Here is a 17,707-nt window from a genome sequence, read left to right on the forward strand (position 1 = left end):
CTTCGAAGCATTGCGCACCGTCAGGAGCGCAGATGTCTATAAAGCCGGTACCCTCGCTGCCTCGATCAACCGGACACGGCAAGGCGGCACCGAATTTCAGTACGCACCCGAGTATTCCGGGGATCCGGTCGCTTCCACTTTGCCGCTCGGCACCGAGCCGGTCATCGGCGGATCGGGGTCTGTACCGGCATTCTTCGCGGGCCTGCTGCCGGAAGGGCACCGCTTGACGGTGCTTCGTCGTGCTGTAAAGACCAGCACTGACGACGAACTCAGCCTGCTACTCGCGGTCGGTGCCGATGTACCGGGTGACGTTCAAGTGTTTCCCGCCGGCGCACAACCTGTTGACGTTCCCGCGCTGGTCGACTGCATGTCAGCCGACGAGCTCGAATTCGACCGCCTCGTAGACGATGTCGATCGACAGGCGATCCCTGGCATCCAGAACAAGGCGAGCGCGTCGATGATCAGCACGCCGATTGCTGCGGGCTTCGGTCGATTCATCCTGAAGCTGTCACAGTCGGGATATCCGTATCTGATCGAGAACGAATCCGCGCACCTGGCCGCGGCACGGGGATTGAAGCTTGCGGTTGTCAGGTCGGACCTGGTGCACGACCGATCTGGGCAGCCAGGCTTGCTGGTCCAACGGTTCGACCGTGTGCATGAAGGGGACGGATGGCGTCGTCTCGCGTTCGAGGATGCCACCCAGGTGCTCGGATTGCCGCCGTCGTCGAAGTACAACGTTGATGCGGTACAGGTCGTCGAAGCGCTTGCTGGAATGGTCCGTGCCCCTCTGATCGCAGCACGAAATCTCTACCTGCAGTTCCTGTTCGCGTGGTTGACCGGCAACGGTGACCTGCACGGCAAGAACGTCGGGGTACTTCGGGACAGCATGGGGCGCTGGAGTATCGCGCCGCTGTACGACATTCCGTGCACTCTCGTCTACGACGACGATTCGATGGCGTTGCCGATCGCCGGACGAACCAGGGGCCTTCGAGCGAAGCACTGGGCCGAGTTCGCCGGACAAGTCGGGCTGCCGGACAAGGCCGCGAAGTCAGCGCAGCAACTTGCGCTCCGCGCCGCCGCGACTGTCGATTTCGACCAGCTCCCGTTTTCCGGTTCTCCGTTGAACAGGACTCGGCGTGAGCTGCGCTTACGCCGAGGGGAATTGGAGCTTTCGCTCAACTCGTGCGAGGGCTAACTCAGGGCGTGGTCGAGGTCGCCGAGGAGATCCTCGAGGTCTTCCAGACCGACCGAGATGCGAACTACCCCGTCGGACAAGCCGATTGACGCGCGCCCTTCCGGGCCCATGGCTCGGTGGGTGGTGGTGGCGGGGTGGGTGATCATGGTTTTGGCGTCGCCGAGGTTGTTGGAGATGTCGATGATGCGGAGGCGGTTGAGGACCTCGAAGGCTCGCTTCTTGCCGTCGTCGCCGTTGAGGGCGAAGGTGACGACTGTGCCGCCGCCGGTCATCTGCTCCTTGGCGAGGGCGTGTTGTGGATGTGATTCCAGGAAGGGGTATTTCACCCAGTCGACCGAATTCTTGGTCTCCAGGAATTTAGCCACTTGCAGGGCCGACTCGGTGGAGTGGCGTACGCGCAGCGGCATGGTTTCCAGGCCTTTGAGCAAGGTCCACGCGTTGAAGGGGCTCAGGGCCGGGCCCGTGTGGCGCATCAGGGTTTTGACGGGGCCGTCGATGTAGTCCTTGGCGCCGAGGATGGCGCCGCCGAGGACGCGGCCCTGGCCGTCGATGTGTTTGGTACCAGAGTAGACGACCACGTCGGCGCCGAGTTCGAAGCCGCGCTGGAGCAGGGGGGTGGCGAAGACGTTGTCCAGCACCACCTTCGCGCCCGCGGCGTGGGCGAGTTCGGTGACCTTGCGGACGTCGACGAGGGTCTGCATCGGGTTGGCGGGGGTCTCGAAGAAGACGGCCTGGGTGGGGACGGAGAGGGCCTGCTCCCACTGGTCGAGGTCGTCACCGTCGACGAAGACGGTTTCGATGCCCCAGCGCGGGAGGATCTCGTTGCAGACCACGAAACAGGAACCGAACAGGCTGCGGGCGGCGACGAGACGGTCGCCCGCCTTCAGCAGCGCGCCGAGCGCGGTGAACACCGCCGACATGCCGGACGCGGTCGCGAAGGCCGCCTCGGCGCCGTCGAGCAGGCGGATGCGCTCCTCGAACATCGCCACGGTCGGGTTGCCGAAGCGGGAGTAGACGAAGTGCTCGACGTCGCCGGTGAACGCGGCCTCGGCGGCTTCGGCGTTCTCGTAGACGAAACCCGAGGTCAGATACAGCGCCTCGGACGTCTCGTCGAAACCGGAACGGCGCAGGCCGCCACGCACGCCGAGCGTGCCCGGACCGACGCCCTCGGGCAGTGGCTTGTCGAACGAACCACCGGTGATCATGCTTTTCTCCTTATGCCTGACGCCACGGCAGGCCGACAGCGCGCCAACCGGTGCTGCCGCGCTGACCGAACGCGTCGGGACCACCTTCGAAACCGTCGAGCACGTTGTAAGACGGTGCCACGCCCGCCGCCGTCGCCAGGTTCGCCGCGTGCGCGGAACGCTGACCGGAGCGACACAGGAACACGACCGGCGCGTCGTCGGGACGATCGGCGAGTGCCTTCTCGAGCTGCACACCGAACTCCGGATTGCGCGTGCCGGTGCCGTCGACCCATTCGATGAAATGGGCCGGGCGTTCGATGGAGCTGGTGTCGGGGATACCGATGTGTGCCCACTCGCCTTCGGTGCGCACGTCGACCAGTACGGCGCCGGGGTGCTCGGTGAGCAGCTCCCACGCCTTCTCAGGGGTGATGTCGCCGGCGTAAGTCATGTCGATCCTCCTGCGTGAATCCGCTCTTGCCGTGCCGGAAGTCCCCGGACACACGGCCAGGTCGTCACCCGGAGCACCCCACCGCGGAGGAGGGTTGCCGACCAGCGAGCCGGGGCTTGACGCTGGCACTCATGACCTTGCGATCTGAGATTGCCTCGGCACAGGTCACCGTGTCAAACGATTCAGAAGGTGCACACCAGCCACGCGCCGTCGACGCGGGTCAGTTTCCAGTTGATCGTGGCCGGGTTGCTGTTGACCACCACGGCCGCGTCGATTTTGGCGCGGTCGCCGTTCACGGTCGCGTTCTCGAAACCCCTGCCGTCGATCGTGACAGTGGATTTCGGGCCACCGAGCTGTTCGCCGAGGCCGGAGGACTCTTCGTTGAAGCCTGGGCAGGCCACACCGGTCGGTGGACGGAGGTCGCTGCGCGAGCGGGCGTCGATATAGTTGGTGACAGCGGCCGCGAGACGGTCGGCCTCTGTGACATTTTTCTCAGCGGGTGAGAGCAGTCCGCCCGCCACGATGCCGATGAGCACGATGATCGCGATCACCGCGGCCGCGACGAACGGGACGATGGAACGCTTGTCGGTCTGATCCACCACGATGGGCTGGTCATCCGAGCCTCTTTGCTCCTCGTTCATGTTGTAATCCTGACAGACCCGCGCGGGCAGCTACACCGCACGCCGGGTAGCTGCAACGCCGCAGCTAGAATCGCCTTGATTGCGGTCGGCTGCCGCGTGGGATGGCAGCTGCCAGTAAGCCGGTATATCGACTTAGCCTAAGCTAAGTTGACGCCGTCAAATCAGTTCTCGACCAAAGGGTGCGCGTAGAAATGACCGAACAGAGTGCAGCGACTCGCCCACTTCGCATTGCGATCGTGGGTGCGGGACCGGCCGGTATCTACGCCGCCGACGCGTTGATGAAGTCCGATGCCGACGTGAGCATCGACCTCTACGAGCGCATGCCCGCGCCCTTCGGTCTGATCCGCTACGGCGTCGCCCCCGACCACCCGCGCATCAAGGGCATCATCACCGCCCTGCACAAGGTCCTCGACAAAGACCAGGTCCGTCTGCTCGGCAACATCGACTACGGCACCGACATCACCCTCGACGACCTGCGCCAGTTCTACGACGCGGTCATCTTCTCCACCGGCGCCAACGCCGACCGCGCCCTGACCATCCCCGGCATCGACCTCGACGGCTCCTACGGTGCCGCCGACTTCGTGTCCTGGTACGACGGCCACCCCGACGTCCCGCGTTCGTGGCCCCTCGAGGCCGAGAAAGTCGCCGTCCTCGGTGTCGGCAACGTCGCCCTCGACGTCGCGCGCGTGCTGGCCAAGACCGGTGACGAGCTGCTGGCGACCGAGATCCCGCCGAACGTCTACGAAGGGCTCAAGGGCAACAAGGCCCTCGAGGTCCACGTGTTCGGTCGCCGTGGCCCCGCGCAGGCCAAGTTCACGCCCCTCGAGCTGCGCGAACTGGATCACTCGCCGACGATCGAGGTCATCGTCAACCCCGAGGACATCGACTACGACGAGGGCTCCGAAGCCGCGCGCCGTAACTCCAAGCAGGTCGACATGGTCGCCAACACCTTGGAGCAGTGGGCCATCCGCGATCACGGCGACCGCCCGCACAAGCTGTTCCTGCACTTCTTCGAATCGCCCTCGGAGATCCTCGGCGCCGACGGCAAGGTCGTCGGCCTGAAGACCGAACGCACCCAGCTCGACGGCACCGGCAACGTCAAGGGCACCGGCAACTTCACCGACTGGGACATCCAGGCCGTGTACCGCGCCGTCGGCTACCTCTCGCAGAACGTCACCCAGCTGCCGTTCGACGATCAGGCGGGCACGGTGCCCAACGAGGCCGGTCGCGTGATCTCCGACGACACCGCCGAAGGCGACGCCCGGTTCATGCCTGCCACCTACGTGACCGGCTGGATCAAGCGCGGCCCGGTCGGCCTCATCGGCCACACCAAGGGCGACGCCAACGAGACCATCGCCTGCCTGCTCGACGACGCCAAGGCTTTCGCCCCCGCGCCGAAGCCCGAGCTCGACGCCGTCACCGAGTTCCTCGAGGGCAAGGGCATCCCGTTCACCACGTGGGCGGGCTGGTACCGCCTCGACGCCCACGAGCGCGCCCTCGGCGAGCCCGAAGGCCGTGAGCGCGTAAAGGTCGTCGAGCGCGAAGACATGCTGCGCGCGTCCGAGCCGAACAAGGCCTGAGCCGCCGCCAGCTACACCAATAGGTCCGCCATGACCGCACTCCCAGCCCCGCACGACCCGACCCTGAGGAGGGTCCGGCGCGTTAGCGGCGGTTCGCGGCCGTCCCGTCGATCAGGTGCCGTTGCGTAGGCGACGAAGGAGCAAGCAACGGTGCCTGATCGACGGGACCGGCGGGGCCGCGAACTCGAGCGCGCCAGCGCTCCGAAGATAAGGCATTCTGTACTGGTGTTCGATGCCCACGTCCACATCATCGATCCGCGGTTTCCGCTGATCGAGAACGAAGGCTATCTACCCGAGCCCTATGTGATCGATGACTATCGAAAGCGTATGGGGCACTTCGAGGTTCGCGGCGGCGCTGTGGTCAGCGCGTCTTTCCAAGGCGCCGATCAGACGTATCTGAAGGCAGCACTGTCCGCGCTCGGTCCCGACTGGGTCGGCGTGACCCGACTCGATCTCGATGCCACCGACGACGAGATCCTCGAGCTGGACCGCGCCGGCGTGCGGGCCCTGCGGTTCAATCTCAAGCGCGCCGCCGCCGACATCACCGAGATGACGTTGCAGGCGTTGCGCGCGCACGAACTGGTGGGTTGGCACGTCGAGCTCTACATCGACGGTCAGATGTTGGCCTCGCTGCAACCGGTGATCTCGAAGCTGCCCGCGCTCTCGATCGACCATCTCGGTATGTCCGCGGTGGGTCTGCCGTACCTGCTCGACCTGGTCGACCGCGGCGCCAGGGTGAAGGCGACCGGGTTCGGGCGGGTCGAGATGGATGTGGCCGAGACCCTGCGCCGCATCCACGCGGTCAACCCGGGTGCGCTGATGTTCGGCAGCGATCTGCCCGGCACGCGCGCCGGTAGGCCGTTCGAGGAACGCGATGTGGACCTGATCTGCCAGGTGGTCGGCGCGGATATGCACGCGGTACTCGAGGACAACGCCCGCGAGTTCTACCGACTGCCCGCGGTGCGCCGCGAGCCGGTGCCGATCCCGCGTGTCGAGAACCCGACCATCCCGATCCCGCGCAACCAACTGCCCGGCGCGGACGAGCACACCCGCCCGCTGCCGGTGATCGAATAGGTCAGCTCACCATCGCCCCGGTGAGCCATACGCCGGAGGCGATCAGCGCGCCGAACAGCTCGACCAGCATCGACAGGCCAACGCCCTTGAGCGCGTGCATCGTCGCGGGCCACGCCAGGTCGTTGGTCTTCAAGCGATACAGCTCGGCCAGGTACACACCGAGCACGAAGCCGATGAACAGGCCGACGATCGGGATCACGAAGAAGCCGACGATGCCGAGCACCCCACCGGCCAGCAGCGCGCGGTTCGACACTCCTGCTTCGCGCATCCGCTTTCCCGGCCAGGTGTACTTCACGACGCCGGACAGCACCAGCGCGACGGTCGCGACCGCGAGCACCGTCCAGGCCGTCGCGCCACCGGTCATGAACGCCCACACCGCGATCGCCGCGAAGATGAGGATCACCCCCGGCAGAATCGGAACGATCACGCCGACGATGCCGACCAGAATGACGAGGCCGACAAGGACCTCACCCCACACGCCCACTACCGGGTCCTCCCGTTGCCGCGCCGAGTCGCGCTCATGCGAATTCTCGCCCATGCTCTACCCGAGCCGCCACCCCAGCGCTATTGTCAGTGTGTCAATACCGTTCGACAACGAACTGAGGTCACCGCGTGAGCACGGAGTCCACCGCCAAGCAGGGGCCCCTTGCGGGCATCAAGGTCATCGAGTTGGCAGGCATCGGGCCGGGCCCGCACGCCGCGCTACTACTGGCCGACCTCGGCGCCGACGTGGTGCGCGTGCAGCGCCCGAACCAGCTGCCCGGCTTCATGGAGCGCCCGCAGTGGCGTGGGCGAACGATCGTCGAGGCGAATCTGAAGGACCCCGCCGACGTCGCCAAGATCCTCGACCTGGTCGAGAAGGCCGACGTGCTGCTCGAGGGCTTCCGTCCCGGCGTCACCGAGCGCATGGGCCTCGGGCCGGACGATGTGCTGGCCCGCAACCCGCGCCTGGTGTACGGCCGGATGACCGGCTGGGGCCAGCACGGCCCGCTCGCCGATCGCGCGGGACACGACATCAACTACATCTCGCTCACCGGCGTGCTCAATGCCATCGGGCGCAAAGGCGAGCGGCCGGTACCGCCGCTGAACATGGTCGGTGACTTCGGCGGTGGCTCGATGTTCCTGGTGTTCGGCGTGCTCGCCGCGCTGGTGGAGCGGCAGAGTTCCGGCAAGGGCCAGGTGATCGACGCCGCGATGATCGATGGGGCGCTTTCGCTTTCGCACATGATCTGGGGCATGCGCGGGGTCGGCCTGTGGTCCGACGAGCGCGGCACCAACCTGCTCGATACCGGCATGGCGTTCTACGACACCTACGAGACCTCCGACGGCAAGTACATGGCCGTCGGCGCGATCGAGCCGCAGTTCTACGCCGAACTGCTGGCGGGGTTGGAGATCGATCCCGAAGGTCTGCCGATGCAGATCGACCCGAACGGTCAGGAGCAGCTGCGCAAGCTGTTCACCGACAAGTTCCTGACGAAGACCCGCGACGAGTGGGCCGCGATCTTCGACGGCACCGACGCCTGCACCACGCCCGTGCTGACCTTCACCGAGGCCACCGAGAACCCGCATATCGTGGCCCGTACCGGCCTGATCGAGATCGACGGTGTGGTGCAGCACGCGCCTGCGCCGCGGTTCTCGCGCACCCCGGGCGGCACGCCCACTCCCCCGCCGAACGTCGCGACACCGATCGAAACGGTCTGGGCTGACTGATTTGTCGGCCTGTCGTCGGTAATGTTTTCCACTATCGACGACAGGCCGAGGATCCGAACCGTTCGAACGCCACCGAAGGTGCTCGCCGCCCTCATCGCGGTCACCACCTTCGGCGCCGCAGTGCTGTGCTTCATCCTGGCCGAGGGATTGTTCGACACCCGTAGAGCGCAGAGCGCCGAAAACCATTGCCACACCGAGGCACCGGTGCCGGTGATGGTGACCGTGCTGAACGGGCTCGCGACCGGGCTACTGCTGGCCGCCGCGATCTCGCTGCTGTGTCTGCTGGTGCTGTTGTTCCGCTATCCGTCCGAACGCAGCGCCGTCGCGGTGCCGTTGACCGCGGTGGGTTCGGTGCTCGCGGTGCTGTTCATGTTCGGAGCGGGGTACGAGACCGTCCGCCCGGAGCCCGCGTCCACCGGGCACAACCCGTGCGCGTTCAGTAGCAGGTGAGCGGTTGGAGTGGGTCGGCGGCGCGCGGGGTGAGGGCGTCGTAGGCGGCGGCGATGGATTTGACGGCGATACGCAGGTCGGCCGCGGGATGGGTGTAGGGCAGTCGGACGAAACGTTCGAAGGCGCCCTGGACGCCGAAACGTGGTCCGGCGGCGAGTAATACACCGTGGTTGGGGGCGGTGGCGGCCAGCGCGGTGGAGACCGGGCTCGGCAGCTGGGCCCACACCGACATGCCGCCCGCGCCGACCGCGATGTGCCAGCCGGGGAGGTCTTCGGCGACGGCGTCGAGCAGGGCGGTGCGCTGGGCGCGTAGCTGTTCGCGGCGACGCTCGAGGATCGGTTCGGCGTTCTCGAGCAGGTGGACGGTGGCGAGCTGGTCCATCACCGGAGTGCCGAGGTCGACGGTGGAGCGGATGCCGAGCAGCTTGGCGATCAGGGGCTGATTGGTGCGGATCCAGCCGACGCGCAGGCCACCCCAGAACGACTTCGACGCCGAACCGATCGTGACGATCTCGGAGCCTTTCGCGAACGCGGCGACCGGCGGGGGCATCGTCGCGTCCGACAGGTTCAATTCGCCCATCGACTCGTCGACGACGACGGTCATCCTGGTGTCACGAGCGATGGCGGCCAGTTCGGCGCGGCCTTCGGCGCCGAGCAGCAGGCCGGTGGGGTTGTTGAAGTCGGGAACCAGGTAGGCGAGGGTGGCCGCGGTCTGCCTCGCGGTGCTGCGCAAGCCTTCGAGATCCCAACCGGCGTCGGGAAATTCGGGCCGAAGCGGGATCGGGATGGGGCGGGCGCCGACATCGCGAATGGCTTCGATGGCGTTCGGGTAGGACGGGTGCTCGATCAGTACTCGCGCGCCCGGCGAGGCGAGCACGTTGAGGAGCAGCCGAAGTCCGTGTTGCGCACCGAGAGTCACCAGGATCTGTTCCGGTTCCGTCGGCAGGCCACGGGCGGTGTAGCGGCGGGCCAGTGCTTCGCGTAGCGCGAGAATGCCGACCGGGTCCATGCCGTGGGTGCCGAGGTAGGACGGAATCCCTTGCAGGGCGATGGAATACGCATCGTGCAATTCAGGCGAAGCAGGCATCGCGGCGTAGGTCATGTCGATGGTCGGCAGTTCCGGCTGCGCCATCAGGGCCATGATGCCGCGGCTCGGTTTGGCGCCGTCGTGCTGGATCGCGGGCGGCAGCGCGACCGTGCTGCGCGAACCCTGACGGCTGATCAGGTAGCCGTGTTCACGCAGCAGCGAATACGTGGAGGTGATGGTGGTGCGGCTGACGCCGAGGGTGCCCGCCAGATCGCGCTCACTGGGCAGCGCGACGCCGAGCGGGGCCCGACCGTCGTGGATCAGCAGCCGGATGGCCTCGGCCAAGGCCAGGTAGGCGGGCCGGTGCGGGCGACGTTCGGAATCGCCGTCGGTTTCCGGGTCACGCCACCGGCCGAGGTCGCGAGCCAAGCCTGCCGCACCGATCACTCTTGTCGCCATAAAGTCCAGTATTCCCTAAGTGGATATTTCTAAGCAAGGCCAGTCGGTGGATTCTTACTGACATGACCACTTTCCTCGCCCTCGCCGTTGCCGTTGCCTTCGGGTTGGCGGTCTACCACTTCTCGCCAAAGAAGGGCGAGCTGCCGTTCTGGCCTTTCCAATATCTGCCGCATGACCGGGCTTTCGGCACCTACGACGAGCAACGGCTCTTCCGGGATCTCGATGCGATGCGGTCGCACGAGGTCGACGACAATGCAGTCCAGTTGCCCGAAACTGGCCTTAACAATGCCTCGACGGACACACAGCCGGGGTCGCTCGCCGCGTGAGCGTGTCTTTGTCGGTGGGTCGGCGCACACTGTGACCATGAGTGACTCGACGCAGACCGAGACGGTGGTCTCGGCACTGTTCGACACCGCTATCGGGCTGTGCGCGATCGCCTGGCACGGTGATCGCGTTGTCCGGTTCCAGCTACCGGAGGCCAGCGAGGAGGAGACCCTCGCGCGGATCACCCGGCCGTTCGATGGGTCCGTGGTGCCGGAGAGCGCGCCGGGGCCCGTGATCGTCGAGGCGATCGCGGGTATCCGCGCTCACCTCGACGGGGCGCTCGATTCGCTGCGCTGGATCGAGGTGGACCTGCGGGGTGTGCCGGAATTCCATCGCGCGGTGTACGCGGTGACGCGCGACATCGACCCAGGTCACACGCTCAGCTACGGCGATATCGCGAGCCGCATCGGCGCTCCCGGCTCCGCGCAGGCAGTGGGACAAGCATTGGGACGCAATCCGGTGCCGCTCATCATTCCGTGCCATCGGGTGCTGGCGGCCGATCATGCGTTGCACGGGTTCTCGGCGCCGGGCGGGATCGGCACCAAAGCGCGGCTGTTGGAGATCGAACGGACGCCGGGTTTCGGCGAGCCGATGTTGTTCTGATCGGCATCCAGGTCGCTACCGATGAATTCCCTCGGCGGCCACCGTCTCAACGAGCAAGATCGAACTCGCCCGGTCGGTGGTCAACTGCCGGGTCCGCGAAACCCGCGCGGACCTGCGGTCGAGGCGATCGCGTACCGTCGAGCGCGGCGGCCCGTTATCGAGAGGAATTCCCCATGCATACTGTGACGTCGGCCGACGGCACCACGATTGCCTACGACCGGATCGGCGAGGGGACGGCCGGGACCGTGATCCTGGTCGGTGGTGCGTTCAGCTACCGCGAGTTCCCGACGATGGTCGAACTCGCGCAGGCGCTGGCCGACGATTACGGGCTGACGGTGCTGAACTACGACCGGCGCGGGCGTGGCGACAGCACGGACTCCCCCGGTGTGTACGACGCGGCCAACGAGGTCGCCGATATCGCGGCGCTGGTCGAGGCCGAGGGCCCGAAGGCGGCGCTGTTCGGCTGGTCCTCCGGCGCCGCGCTCGCACTGCTGGCCGCGCAGTCGGTATCGGGCGTCACCGAAGTGGTGGCTTTCGAGCCCCCGTTCGTGGTCGACACGAAAGGCCATGTGCCGCCGAAGGATCTGGAAGTCAAGCTCCATCCGATGATCGCCGCGGGTGAGCGCGGGAAGACCGTGCGGTACTACATGACAAAGGCGATGGGGATGCCGCTGCTCATGGTGGCGGCGATGCGGGTGACGCCGTTCTGGAAAACGCTTGCGGCAACGTCGAATTCGACAGCCCACGACTGGGCTGTGATGAAGCCGTACATGCAGGGCAAGAAGCTGGATCCGGCCGATTGGCAGGGTGTCGAGGTTCCGGTGCTCGTCCTCGCGGGCGACCGCACCGCGCCACTGCTCATCAAGGGCTCGAAGGCCGCGGCCGCCGCGTTGCCGAAGGCGGAGTTCGCCGAACTCCCCGGGGTGAGTCACAACCCGAAGATCTCGATCCTCGCCCCCGCTGTCGGCGAATTCCTCACCCGCACAAGGTGATCAGGGCGGCGGTGGGTGGTCGCGGAAGAACTGGCACGGCTCCCCGGTGAGGTAGCCGTCCAAACAGGCGAAGTAGGCCTGAACGCAGCTGTTACTCGTGCAACCGGCGCTGTAGAGCATCCCGCGAATGCGCTCGTTGCGCTGCTGCGAGGGGGCCAGCGTCTGCGCGGGCGGCAACACCGAAGTCACCGGGGCAATACTGGGCGAGGGGGCGGGGGCATCCGGCGCGGCGCATCCCGGTAGTGCCGCCAGCGCGAGCAATGCCGCAGCGGCGAAAACACCACGCATCGCCATCGTCCACCTCCTTCCGAAACCCGTTTCGACGCTACCCCGGCGACGTTCGCCTGTCAGAGAGTGCCGCCGTAACCGCTGCCGAGCACGCCACCCGCGACCGCGGATGCCACACATCGATAGCGAACAGATGTCGGGCACCCCGCCCGAAACAAAGGTCCGGTGCCGTAAACCGGCACCGGACCTCTGGCTAGTTCTTCGGTCTCACATCACGCGAGCACGTCGTGGCGAACGATCGTCTGGTCGCGACCCGGACCCACTCCGATGCACGAGATCCGCGCACCCGACAGCTCTTCGAGCCGCAGCACATACGCCTGAGCGTTGGCGGGCAGCTCCTCGAAGGTGCGGGCGTGGGAGATGTCCTCCCACCAACCCGGCAGCTCCTCGTAGATCGGCTTGGCGTGATGGAACCCGGTCTGCGTGGTCGGCATCTGCTCGACCCGCTTGCCGTCGACCTCGTAGGCCACGCAGATCGGCACCGTGTCCAGGCCGGACAGCACGTCCAGCTTGGTGAGGAAGTAGTCGGTGACGCCGTTGACGCGCGTGGCGTACCGGCTGATCACCGCGTCGAACCAACCACAGCGCCGCGCACGACCGGTGGTGACACCGACCTCGCCACCGTTCTTGGCCAGGAACTCACCGAAGTTGTCGAACAGCTCGGTCGGGAACGGGCCGGAGCCGACGCGGGTGGTGTAGCACTTCAGGATGCCGAGCACCGTGTCGATCTTGTTCGGACCGATGCCCGAACCCACCGCGGCCCCACCCGCGGTCGGGTTGGACGAGGTGACGAACGGATAGGTGCCGTGGTCGACATCGAGCAGCGTGCCCTGCGAGCCTTCCAGCAGCACTGCCTCGCCCCGCTCGAGCGCCAGGTTCAGCTCGAGCCGGGTGTCGGAGATGCGGTGCTTGAACGATTCGGCCTGCTCGAGCACCTCGTCCACCACCTGCTGCGGATCGAGCGCGCGGCGGTTGTAGATCTTGACCAGCACCTGGTTCTTGAACTCCAGGGCGGCCTCGACCTTCTGGGTGAGGATCTTCTCGTCGAGCACGTCTGCCACGCGGACGCCGACGCGGGCGACTTTGTCCTGGTAGCAGGGGCCGATACCGCGACCGGTGGTGCCGATCTTGCGGTTGCCGAGGAAGCGTTCGGTGACCTTATCGATGGCCACGTGGTACGGCATGATCAGGTGCGCGTCAGCGGAGAGCAGCAGGCCGGAGGTGTCGACTCCGCGCTCTTCCAGACCGGCGAGTTCGTCGAGCAGCACGCCGGGGTCGACGACGACACCGTTACCGATGACGTTCTTGACACCGGGGGTGAGGATGCCGGACGGAATCAGGTGCAGCGCGAACTTGTCGCCATTGGGGAGAACCACCGTGTGGCCGGCATTGTTGCCGCCCTGGTATCGGACCACCCACTGCAACCGCTCACCGAGCAGGTCTGTAGCTTTGCCCTTACCCTCGTCGCCCCATTGGGCACCGATGAGGACGATTGCCGGCATTTCGGAGTCTCCTACAGATCGACGGCAGCACACGCGGCACTGCAGCTACCTGCCGTAGACGCTGGCGCGTCCAACACTGAGGCGGTGGCCGGAGGCACAGTCTAGCCGACGCCTGATCAGGTCCCGTCGACCTGCCCCGCGGAGCGTGCCGACCCCGCCCTACCGCACCTGCCCTGATCGGTTACGGTTACCAGTCGGCAGTGAGTTTGCGTGACCGAGGAGGGTGTACCGCAGTTTGAGTACCCACGTTCTCCGATGCGGTGAAATGCCGGTCCCGATCGCCCTCTCCTCGTTACCCAATACCCAGACCGGGCAGGTGCCCGATGTCGCGGTGATCGATGAGCTGCTCCCGGTGCTGGCCGCCGACAGCCTCCCGCGTCTGATCGTGCTCGGCGCCGATGCCTCGCTCGCCGCCGTGCTCACCCATCTGATGCGCACCGAGCGGTTGCACGTCGAAGTCGGTTTCGTGCCGGTCGAGACCACCTACGCCTCGCGGGTCTATCAGACCGGAACCGGTAACGGCGCCGCGAAGCGAGCGGTGGAGGGCCGGGCGATCGAGACGCCGCTGATCCGCGACGACACCGGCACCGTACTGGTCGGGCGCGCGAGCATCACCGGCGTCGACGGCGAGAAGCTCGAAGGCGAAGCCTATGTCGACGACACGCTGCTGTTCACCGGCAAGGTCACCACGATGCTGATCTCGCCGACGATGACCATGCCCGGCGTCCGCGCGCGAGTGCGTAAAGGTCTGCGCAAGCGCACCTGGGTTTCCGGTCGCGCCGCCCAACTCGGCACCCCGCGGGCTGTGGTCACCCGCGACGGGATCACCGCCGAACGCACCGTTCCCCGCTCGACTTTCTATCGATTCGAACAACCCTGGTTATTGGTGCGATGACTTACTCCTTCCCCTCGGAACGGCGGTCCGGGCACAGCGCGGTCCGGCCGAGCCCGGTTTTCCTGCTGATCGTGCTGATCACCGTGGGCGGCGGTGCACTCGCCTGGGACGCCGACATCGACTCGGTGCGCGCCAAAGTCGGCGTGTTCCTGCTCGTGGTGTTCGGCTGGATCGTCAGTTTGTGCCTGCACGAGTTCTCCCACGCGTACGTGGCGTGGCGAGCGGGCGATCACGAGGTGGAGGTGCGTGGGTATCTCACGCTGAATCCGCTGAAGTACAGCCACCCGGTGCTGTCGATCGGCCTGCCGCTGGTGTTCATCGCGCTCGGCGGGATCGGTTTGCCCGGCGGCGCGGTGTATGTCGACACGACACGGTTCAAGACGAGTGTGCAGCGCCTGGTGAGCGCGGTCGGGCCCGCGTCGAACGCGCTGTGCGCGGTGGTGCTGCTGATCGTGATCCGGGCTTTCGGAACGGTCACCGAGCACACCGCGTTCTGGTGCGGGCTCAGTTTTCTGGCGTTTTTGCAGATCACCGCGTTCCTCCTGAACGTGCTGCCGGTGCCGGGGCTGGACGGCTACGGGATCATCGAGCCGTCGCTGAGCTATCAGACGCGGCGCTCGCTCGATCAGTTCAAGCCGTACGGCATGTTGATCCTGTTCGCTGTCATCTTCTTCACGCCGCTCAGCCAGGTGTTCTTCAACGGTGTTTACGCATTGTTCGAACTCTCGGGGGTACCTGAGGTGTGGGCTGCCTACGGCGGCCAGTTGACCCGATTCTGGCGTTGATAGCCTCGGGTCAGAATCGACCCTGGAACGGAAATTGCGTATGAGCTCCACTGAATCGTCCGCTGTCCTGTCCGTCGTCATCCCGACACTCGACGAAGCAGCGGGCATCGCCGCATGCCTCGAGCGCCTCGTCAGCCAGGATGCGATCGATGAGATCGTCGTCGTCGACAACGGCAGCACCGACAACACCCGCGAGATCGTCGCCGAACTAGCCGCTCGACATCCGCAGATCGAACTGATCTCCGAGCCGCAGCCCGGCGTCGCGTTCGCTCGCAACACCGGTTTCGACAAGGCACGCGGCGACATTCTCGGCCGCATCGACGCCGACACCCTCGTCTCTCCCGAGTGGGGCGCCACCGTGCGCTCCCATCTCGACTCCCACCCGGACACCACGGCGGTGACCGGCATCAGCACCTATCACGATTCCCCGATCGGCATCTTCCTCGCCGCCGCGATCGGCGGCCAGGAGCGGCTCGGGCTGATCAAGACCCAGCCCGTCGGCAATGTGCACGGCGCCAATATGGCGATCCGGCGCTCGGCGTGGGAGCAGGTGCGTTCGGCTACCACTACCCGCCGTGACCTGCACGAAGACCTCGATCTGGCGCTGTGCCTGTCGAAGGCGAAGCTGCGCATCGACCAGCTGCCTGCGTTGCGGGCCGAGATCTCCGCACGCCGTCGCAAGACCCCGCCGGACGTGTGGTGGAAATACCAGCTGCGCGGCCTACAGACCATCGCCAATCAGGGCTACGCCGTCGTGCCGTTCCATCGCGCGGTGATCACCGGCGCCTGGATCATGCACACCTCGCAGTGGCCGATCTACCGGGCGTGGGATTTCGATCGCAAGCGTTTCTCGCTGCGTTCGGGGCGCCCGCGCGTTTCCCCCGTCGGCGACTGAGTTACTCCTCGGGCGTCACATACGGATTGGGCACGGTGGGCGGGAGCAGGGCGATCGCCGAGATGCGCTGCATCCCGCACACCACCATCAGATCCACCACGATCGAACGCAGCTGCGCGAACACCACGTGCGCCGACAATCCCGCCCCGACAACGAGTTCGGGGCGGGCGCCCTTGGCGACGCTGCGCACCGATTTGAGGGCTTCGGCCTGATCGGGTTGTTCGCCCGGGTCGGCCAGCATCATCTTGCGGACCACGTCGGTGGCGTGGCCCAACTGGTCGAGCAGGTCGATCAAGCGCGGATCGAGGACCTCGTCGTCGCGGACCAGGGTGAGCGAACGGCGAAGCAGCACACGGGTATTGCGGACGGCGTTGTCGAGTGGGTCGGCCGCGTTGTGGATGCGTTCCAAGCGTTTTCGGGAATTCCAGTACAGCGGTGAGATGCGGCTGATCTCACGGCCGCCCGCGAGCGCGTCGCGGAGAGCGTCGATCTTGGGCTGGGTGTCGCGCACCGCCGACAGCGAGTCGGACACCTTCGTCGAGTTCTGTTCGAGCAGGCCCTCGGCGCAGGTGATCATCGATTTACTCATCACCGACAGCACGTCGGCGGCATGTTCGCGGGCGCGGCGCACCGGATGCAGCGGGATCAGCGCGACCATCAGCACGCCGACGAGTCCGCCGATCAAGGCGTCGATCATGCGGTTGGGGCCCGCGCCGGGCGCCTGATTCAAAGTCGAGACCAGCACGGCCGAACCAGCCGCCTGAATCGTCATGAGCGCGCCGCTGCCGAGAAAAATCGACACCGACATGGCGCCGCCGACCACCAGGGCCACCTGCCAGACACCGGTGCCTACCTGGGCGATGAACAGGTCACCGATGCCGATGCCCACCGCGACACCCACCACCAGCTCCACCGACCGGCGCACTCGCGCACCGAACGAGACGCCGATGGAGACCACCGCGGCGGTCGGCGCGAAGAACGGTTCGACGTGGCCGATGAGGTTGTGGGCGATGAACCAGGCCAGTGCGGCGCCGAGCGCGCACTGGATGATCGGGACCGCCGAGAGCCGAAGGCGCTCGATCGACGCCCGGTACCGGCCGACGGTGCTGACCTTGGCAGCCGCGACCACCGGAGTGGCGACGGCGACGAAAGGCCTGTGTTCGCTCACCTACGACTCGGACCCGACCACTGACTCAGTCCAGGCCGAGTTCGCTCGCCGCGCGCGGATCGCAGTCCTCGAGCAGGTCGAGGCAGCGCGCGTACTCCTCGGTTTCGCCGATCGTCTTCGCGGCGCTCGCCAGCGCGCCGACGCTACGCAGGAAGCCCTGGTTGGCTTCGTGGCTCCACGGCACGGGGCCGAAACCCTTCCAGCCGTTGCGACGCAGCAGGTCGAGGCCGCGGTGGTAACCGGTGCGGGCGAAGGCGTACGCGGCGACGGTGTCGTGGTTCACCTCGCCGCCGGCGCGCTTCAGAGCGGCCTCTGCCAGCTGGGCCCACGCGATCGACGCGGCGGGGTATTGCGCGACGACCTCGACGGGGTCGGTGCCCGCGGCAATGGCGTCTTCGGCGTCGGTCAGTTCGGGAAGGAGGACCGGCTGCGGTCCGAGCAGGTCACCGAAGGAGGTCATGGGTTCATTGTGCACCGAGGGTCCGAC

At 66.5% G+C, this 17,707-nt stretch carries 20 protein-coding genes and 1 riboswitch; of the genes, 11 read left to right on the forward strand and 9 right to left on the reverse strand.

The features are described 5' to 3' along the window. Window positions 1–10 precede the first annotated feature (10 nt). Window positions 11–1,195, forward strand: a complete 1,185-nt coding sequence (locus tag IBJ82_RS18340) for a type II toxin-antitoxin system HipA family toxin (protein WP_228537182.1) — start codon at window positions 11–13, stop codon at window positions 1,193–1,195. Here the strand turns inward: IBJ82_RS18340 and IBJ82_RS18345 are convergent. The 3 genes from IBJ82_RS18345 to IBJ82_RS18355 all read right to left on the reverse strand — a co-directional run bounded on the left by IBJ82_RS18345 (window position 1,192) and on the right by IBJ82_RS18355 (window position 3,468). Beyond that, the gene (locus tag IBJ82_RS18345; protein WP_194827046.1) at window positions 1,192–2,400 is read right to left on the reverse strand and encodes an O-succinylhomoserine sulfhydrylase; all 1,209 of its coding nucleotides are present in this window, start codon (window positions 2,398–2,400) and stop codon (window positions 1,192–1,194) included. The genes IBJ82_RS18340 and IBJ82_RS18345 overlap by 4 nt on opposite strands. Before the next feature lie 10 nt (window positions 2,401–2,410). Continuing rightward, window positions 2,411–2,827 (reverse strand): rhodanese-like domain-containing protein, encoded by a 417-nt coding sequence (locus IBJ82_RS18350; RefSeq protein ID WP_062986129.1) that lies wholly within the window; start codon window positions 2,825–2,827, stop codon window positions 2,411–2,413. Window positions 2,828–2,844: 17 nt separating this feature from the next. Next, window positions 2,845–2,964: riboswitch (SAM riboswitch) on the reverse strand. Between the two features lie 45 nt (window positions 2,965–3,009). Further along, window positions 3,010–3,468, reverse strand: a complete 459-nt coding sequence (locus IBJ82_RS18355; protein ID WP_194827047.1) for a hypothetical protein — start codon at window positions 3,466–3,468, stop codon at window positions 3,010–3,012. A 191-nt stretch (window positions 3,469–3,659) separates the two neighbouring features. Here IBJ82_RS18355 and IBJ82_RS18360 point away from each other — a divergent pair, with 191 nt between their 5' ends. Both IBJ82_RS18360 and IBJ82_RS18365 read left to right on the forward strand, forming a co-directional pair. Then, window positions 3,660–5,048 carry an FAD-dependent oxidoreductase gene (locus IBJ82_RS18360; RefSeq protein ID WP_194827048.1) on the forward strand — a complete coding sequence of 463 codons (1,389 nt, stop codon included), beginning with the start codon at window positions 3,660–3,662 and terminating at the stop codon, window positions 5,046–5,048. A 225-nt stretch (window positions 5,049–5,273) separates the two neighbouring features. Further along, on the forward strand, window positions 5,274–6,122 hold the full coding sequence (locus IBJ82_RS18365) for an amidohydrolase family protein (RefSeq protein WP_194827049.1): 849 nt from the start codon (window positions 5,274–5,276) through the stop codon (window positions 6,120–6,122). 1 nt (window position 6,123) lies between these two features. Here IBJ82_RS18365 and IBJ82_RS18370 read toward each other — a convergent pair whose 3' ends face one another. Next, on the reverse strand, window positions 6,124–6,606 hold the full coding sequence (locus IBJ82_RS18370; RefSeq protein WP_370585373.1) for a DUF456 domain-containing protein: 483 nt from the start codon (window positions 6,604–6,606) through the stop codon (window positions 6,124–6,126). Window positions 6,607–6,734: 128 nt separating this feature from the next. Here IBJ82_RS18370 and IBJ82_RS18375 point away from each other — a divergent pair, with 128 nt between their 5' ends. After that, window positions 6,735–7,832, forward strand: coding sequence for a CaiB/BaiF CoA-transferase family protein (locus tag IBJ82_RS18375; protein ID WP_056823339.1), 1,098 nt, complete (start codon window positions 6,735–6,737; stop codon window positions 7,830–7,832). Window positions 7,833–7,910: 78 nt separating this feature from the next. Further along, entirely contained in the window at window positions 7,911–8,282 is a 372-nt protein-coding gene (locus IBJ82_RS18380; RefSeq protein WP_194827051.1) for a hypothetical protein, read from the forward strand. Here IBJ82_RS18380 and IBJ82_RS18385 read toward each other — a convergent pair. After that, window positions 8,269–9,768, reverse strand: coding sequence for a PLP-dependent aminotransferase family protein (locus tag IBJ82_RS18385; protein ID WP_194827052.1), 1,500 nt, complete (start codon window positions 9,766–9,768; stop codon window positions 8,269–8,271). The two genes, IBJ82_RS18380 and IBJ82_RS18385, sit on opposite strands and share 14 nt — an antisense overlap. A gap of 62 nt (window positions 9,769–9,830) precedes the next feature. Here IBJ82_RS18385 and IBJ82_RS18390 point away from each other — a divergent pair, with 62 nt between their 5' ends. The 3 genes from IBJ82_RS18390 to IBJ82_RS18400 all read left to right on the forward strand — a co-directional run bounded on the left by IBJ82_RS18390 (window position 9,831) and on the right by IBJ82_RS18400 (window position 11,687). Next, window positions 9,831–10,094: a hypothetical protein gene (locus IBJ82_RS18390; RefSeq protein WP_194827053.1), complete on the forward strand. Its 264-nt coding sequence runs from the start codon at window positions 9,831–9,833 to the stop codon at window positions 10,092–10,094. A 37-nt stretch (window positions 10,095–10,131) separates the two neighbouring features. Continuing rightward, a complete protein-coding gene (locus tag IBJ82_RS18395; protein ID WP_194827054.1) occupies window positions 10,132–10,695 on the forward strand; it encodes a methylated-DNA--[protein]-cysteine S-methyltransferase in 564 nt (187 codons plus the stop codon). Window positions 10,696–10,868: 173 nt separating this feature from the next. Beyond that, window positions 10,869–11,687 carry an alpha/beta fold hydrolase gene (locus IBJ82_RS18400; RefSeq protein ID WP_194827055.1) on the forward strand — a complete coding sequence of 273 codons (819 nt, stop codon included), beginning with the start codon at window positions 10,869–10,871 and terminating at the stop codon, window positions 11,685–11,687. On the opposite strand, the gene IBJ82_RS18405 is transcribed toward IBJ82_RS18400, so the two are convergent. Continuing rightward, a complete protein-coding gene (locus IBJ82_RS18405; protein ID WP_194827056.1) occupies window positions 11,688–11,981 on the reverse strand; it encodes a hypothetical protein in 294 nt (97 codons plus the stop codon). A gap of 206 nt (window positions 11,982–12,187) precedes the next feature. Further along, window positions 12,188–13,477 (reverse strand): adenylosuccinate synthase, encoded by a 1,290-nt coding sequence (locus IBJ82_RS18410; RefSeq protein WP_194827057.1) that lies wholly within the window; start codon window positions 13,475–13,477, stop codon window positions 12,188–12,190. Between the two features lie 265 nt (window positions 13,478–13,742). Between IBJ82_RS18410 and IBJ82_RS18415 the strand changes: the two genes are divergently transcribed. From IBJ82_RS18415 to IBJ82_RS18425, 3 genes are read left to right on the forward strand one after another with little or no spacing between them, the layout of a single operon-like run. Further along, complete coding sequence (locus IBJ82_RS18415) at window positions 13,743–14,372, forward strand: hypothetical protein (RefSeq protein ID WP_228537183.1); 630 nt, start codon at window positions 13,743–13,745, stop codon at window positions 14,370–14,372. Further along, window positions 14,369–15,157 carry a site-2 protease family protein gene (locus IBJ82_RS18420; RefSeq protein WP_194827059.1) on the forward strand — a complete coding sequence of 263 codons (789 nt, stop codon included), beginning with the start codon at window positions 14,369–14,371 and terminating at the stop codon, window positions 15,155–15,157. Before IBJ82_RS18415 ends, IBJ82_RS18420 begins: the two co-directional genes overlap by 4 nt. Window positions 15,158–15,197: 40 nt before the next feature. Next, window positions 15,198–16,052 (forward strand): glycosyltransferase family 2 protein, encoded by an 855-nt coding sequence (locus IBJ82_RS18425; RefSeq protein WP_194827060.1) that lies wholly within the window; start codon window positions 15,198–15,200, stop codon window positions 16,050–16,052. 1 nt (window position 16,053) lies between these two features. Here the strand turns inward: IBJ82_RS18425 and IBJ82_RS18430 are convergent, their stop codons facing one another. Then, window positions 16,054–17,220 (reverse strand): FUSC family protein, encoded by a 1,167-nt coding sequence (locus IBJ82_RS18430; protein ID WP_194827061.1) that lies wholly within the window; start codon window positions 17,218–17,220, stop codon window positions 16,054–16,056. 25 nt (window positions 17,221–17,245) lie between these two features. Then, window positions 17,246–17,680 carry a DUF3151 domain-containing protein gene (locus tag IBJ82_RS18435; protein WP_062991733.1) on the reverse strand — a complete coding sequence of 145 codons (435 nt, stop codon included), beginning with the start codon at window positions 17,678–17,680 and terminating at the stop codon, window positions 17,246–17,248. Window positions 17,681–17,707: the final 27 nt, after the last annotated feature.

The sequence above is a fragment of the Nocardia sp. XZ_19_231 genome (assembly GCF_015355705.1).
Classification (GTDB): domain Bacteria; phylum Actinomycetota; class Actinomycetes; order Mycobacteriales; family Mycobacteriaceae; genus Nocardia; species Nocardia salmonicida.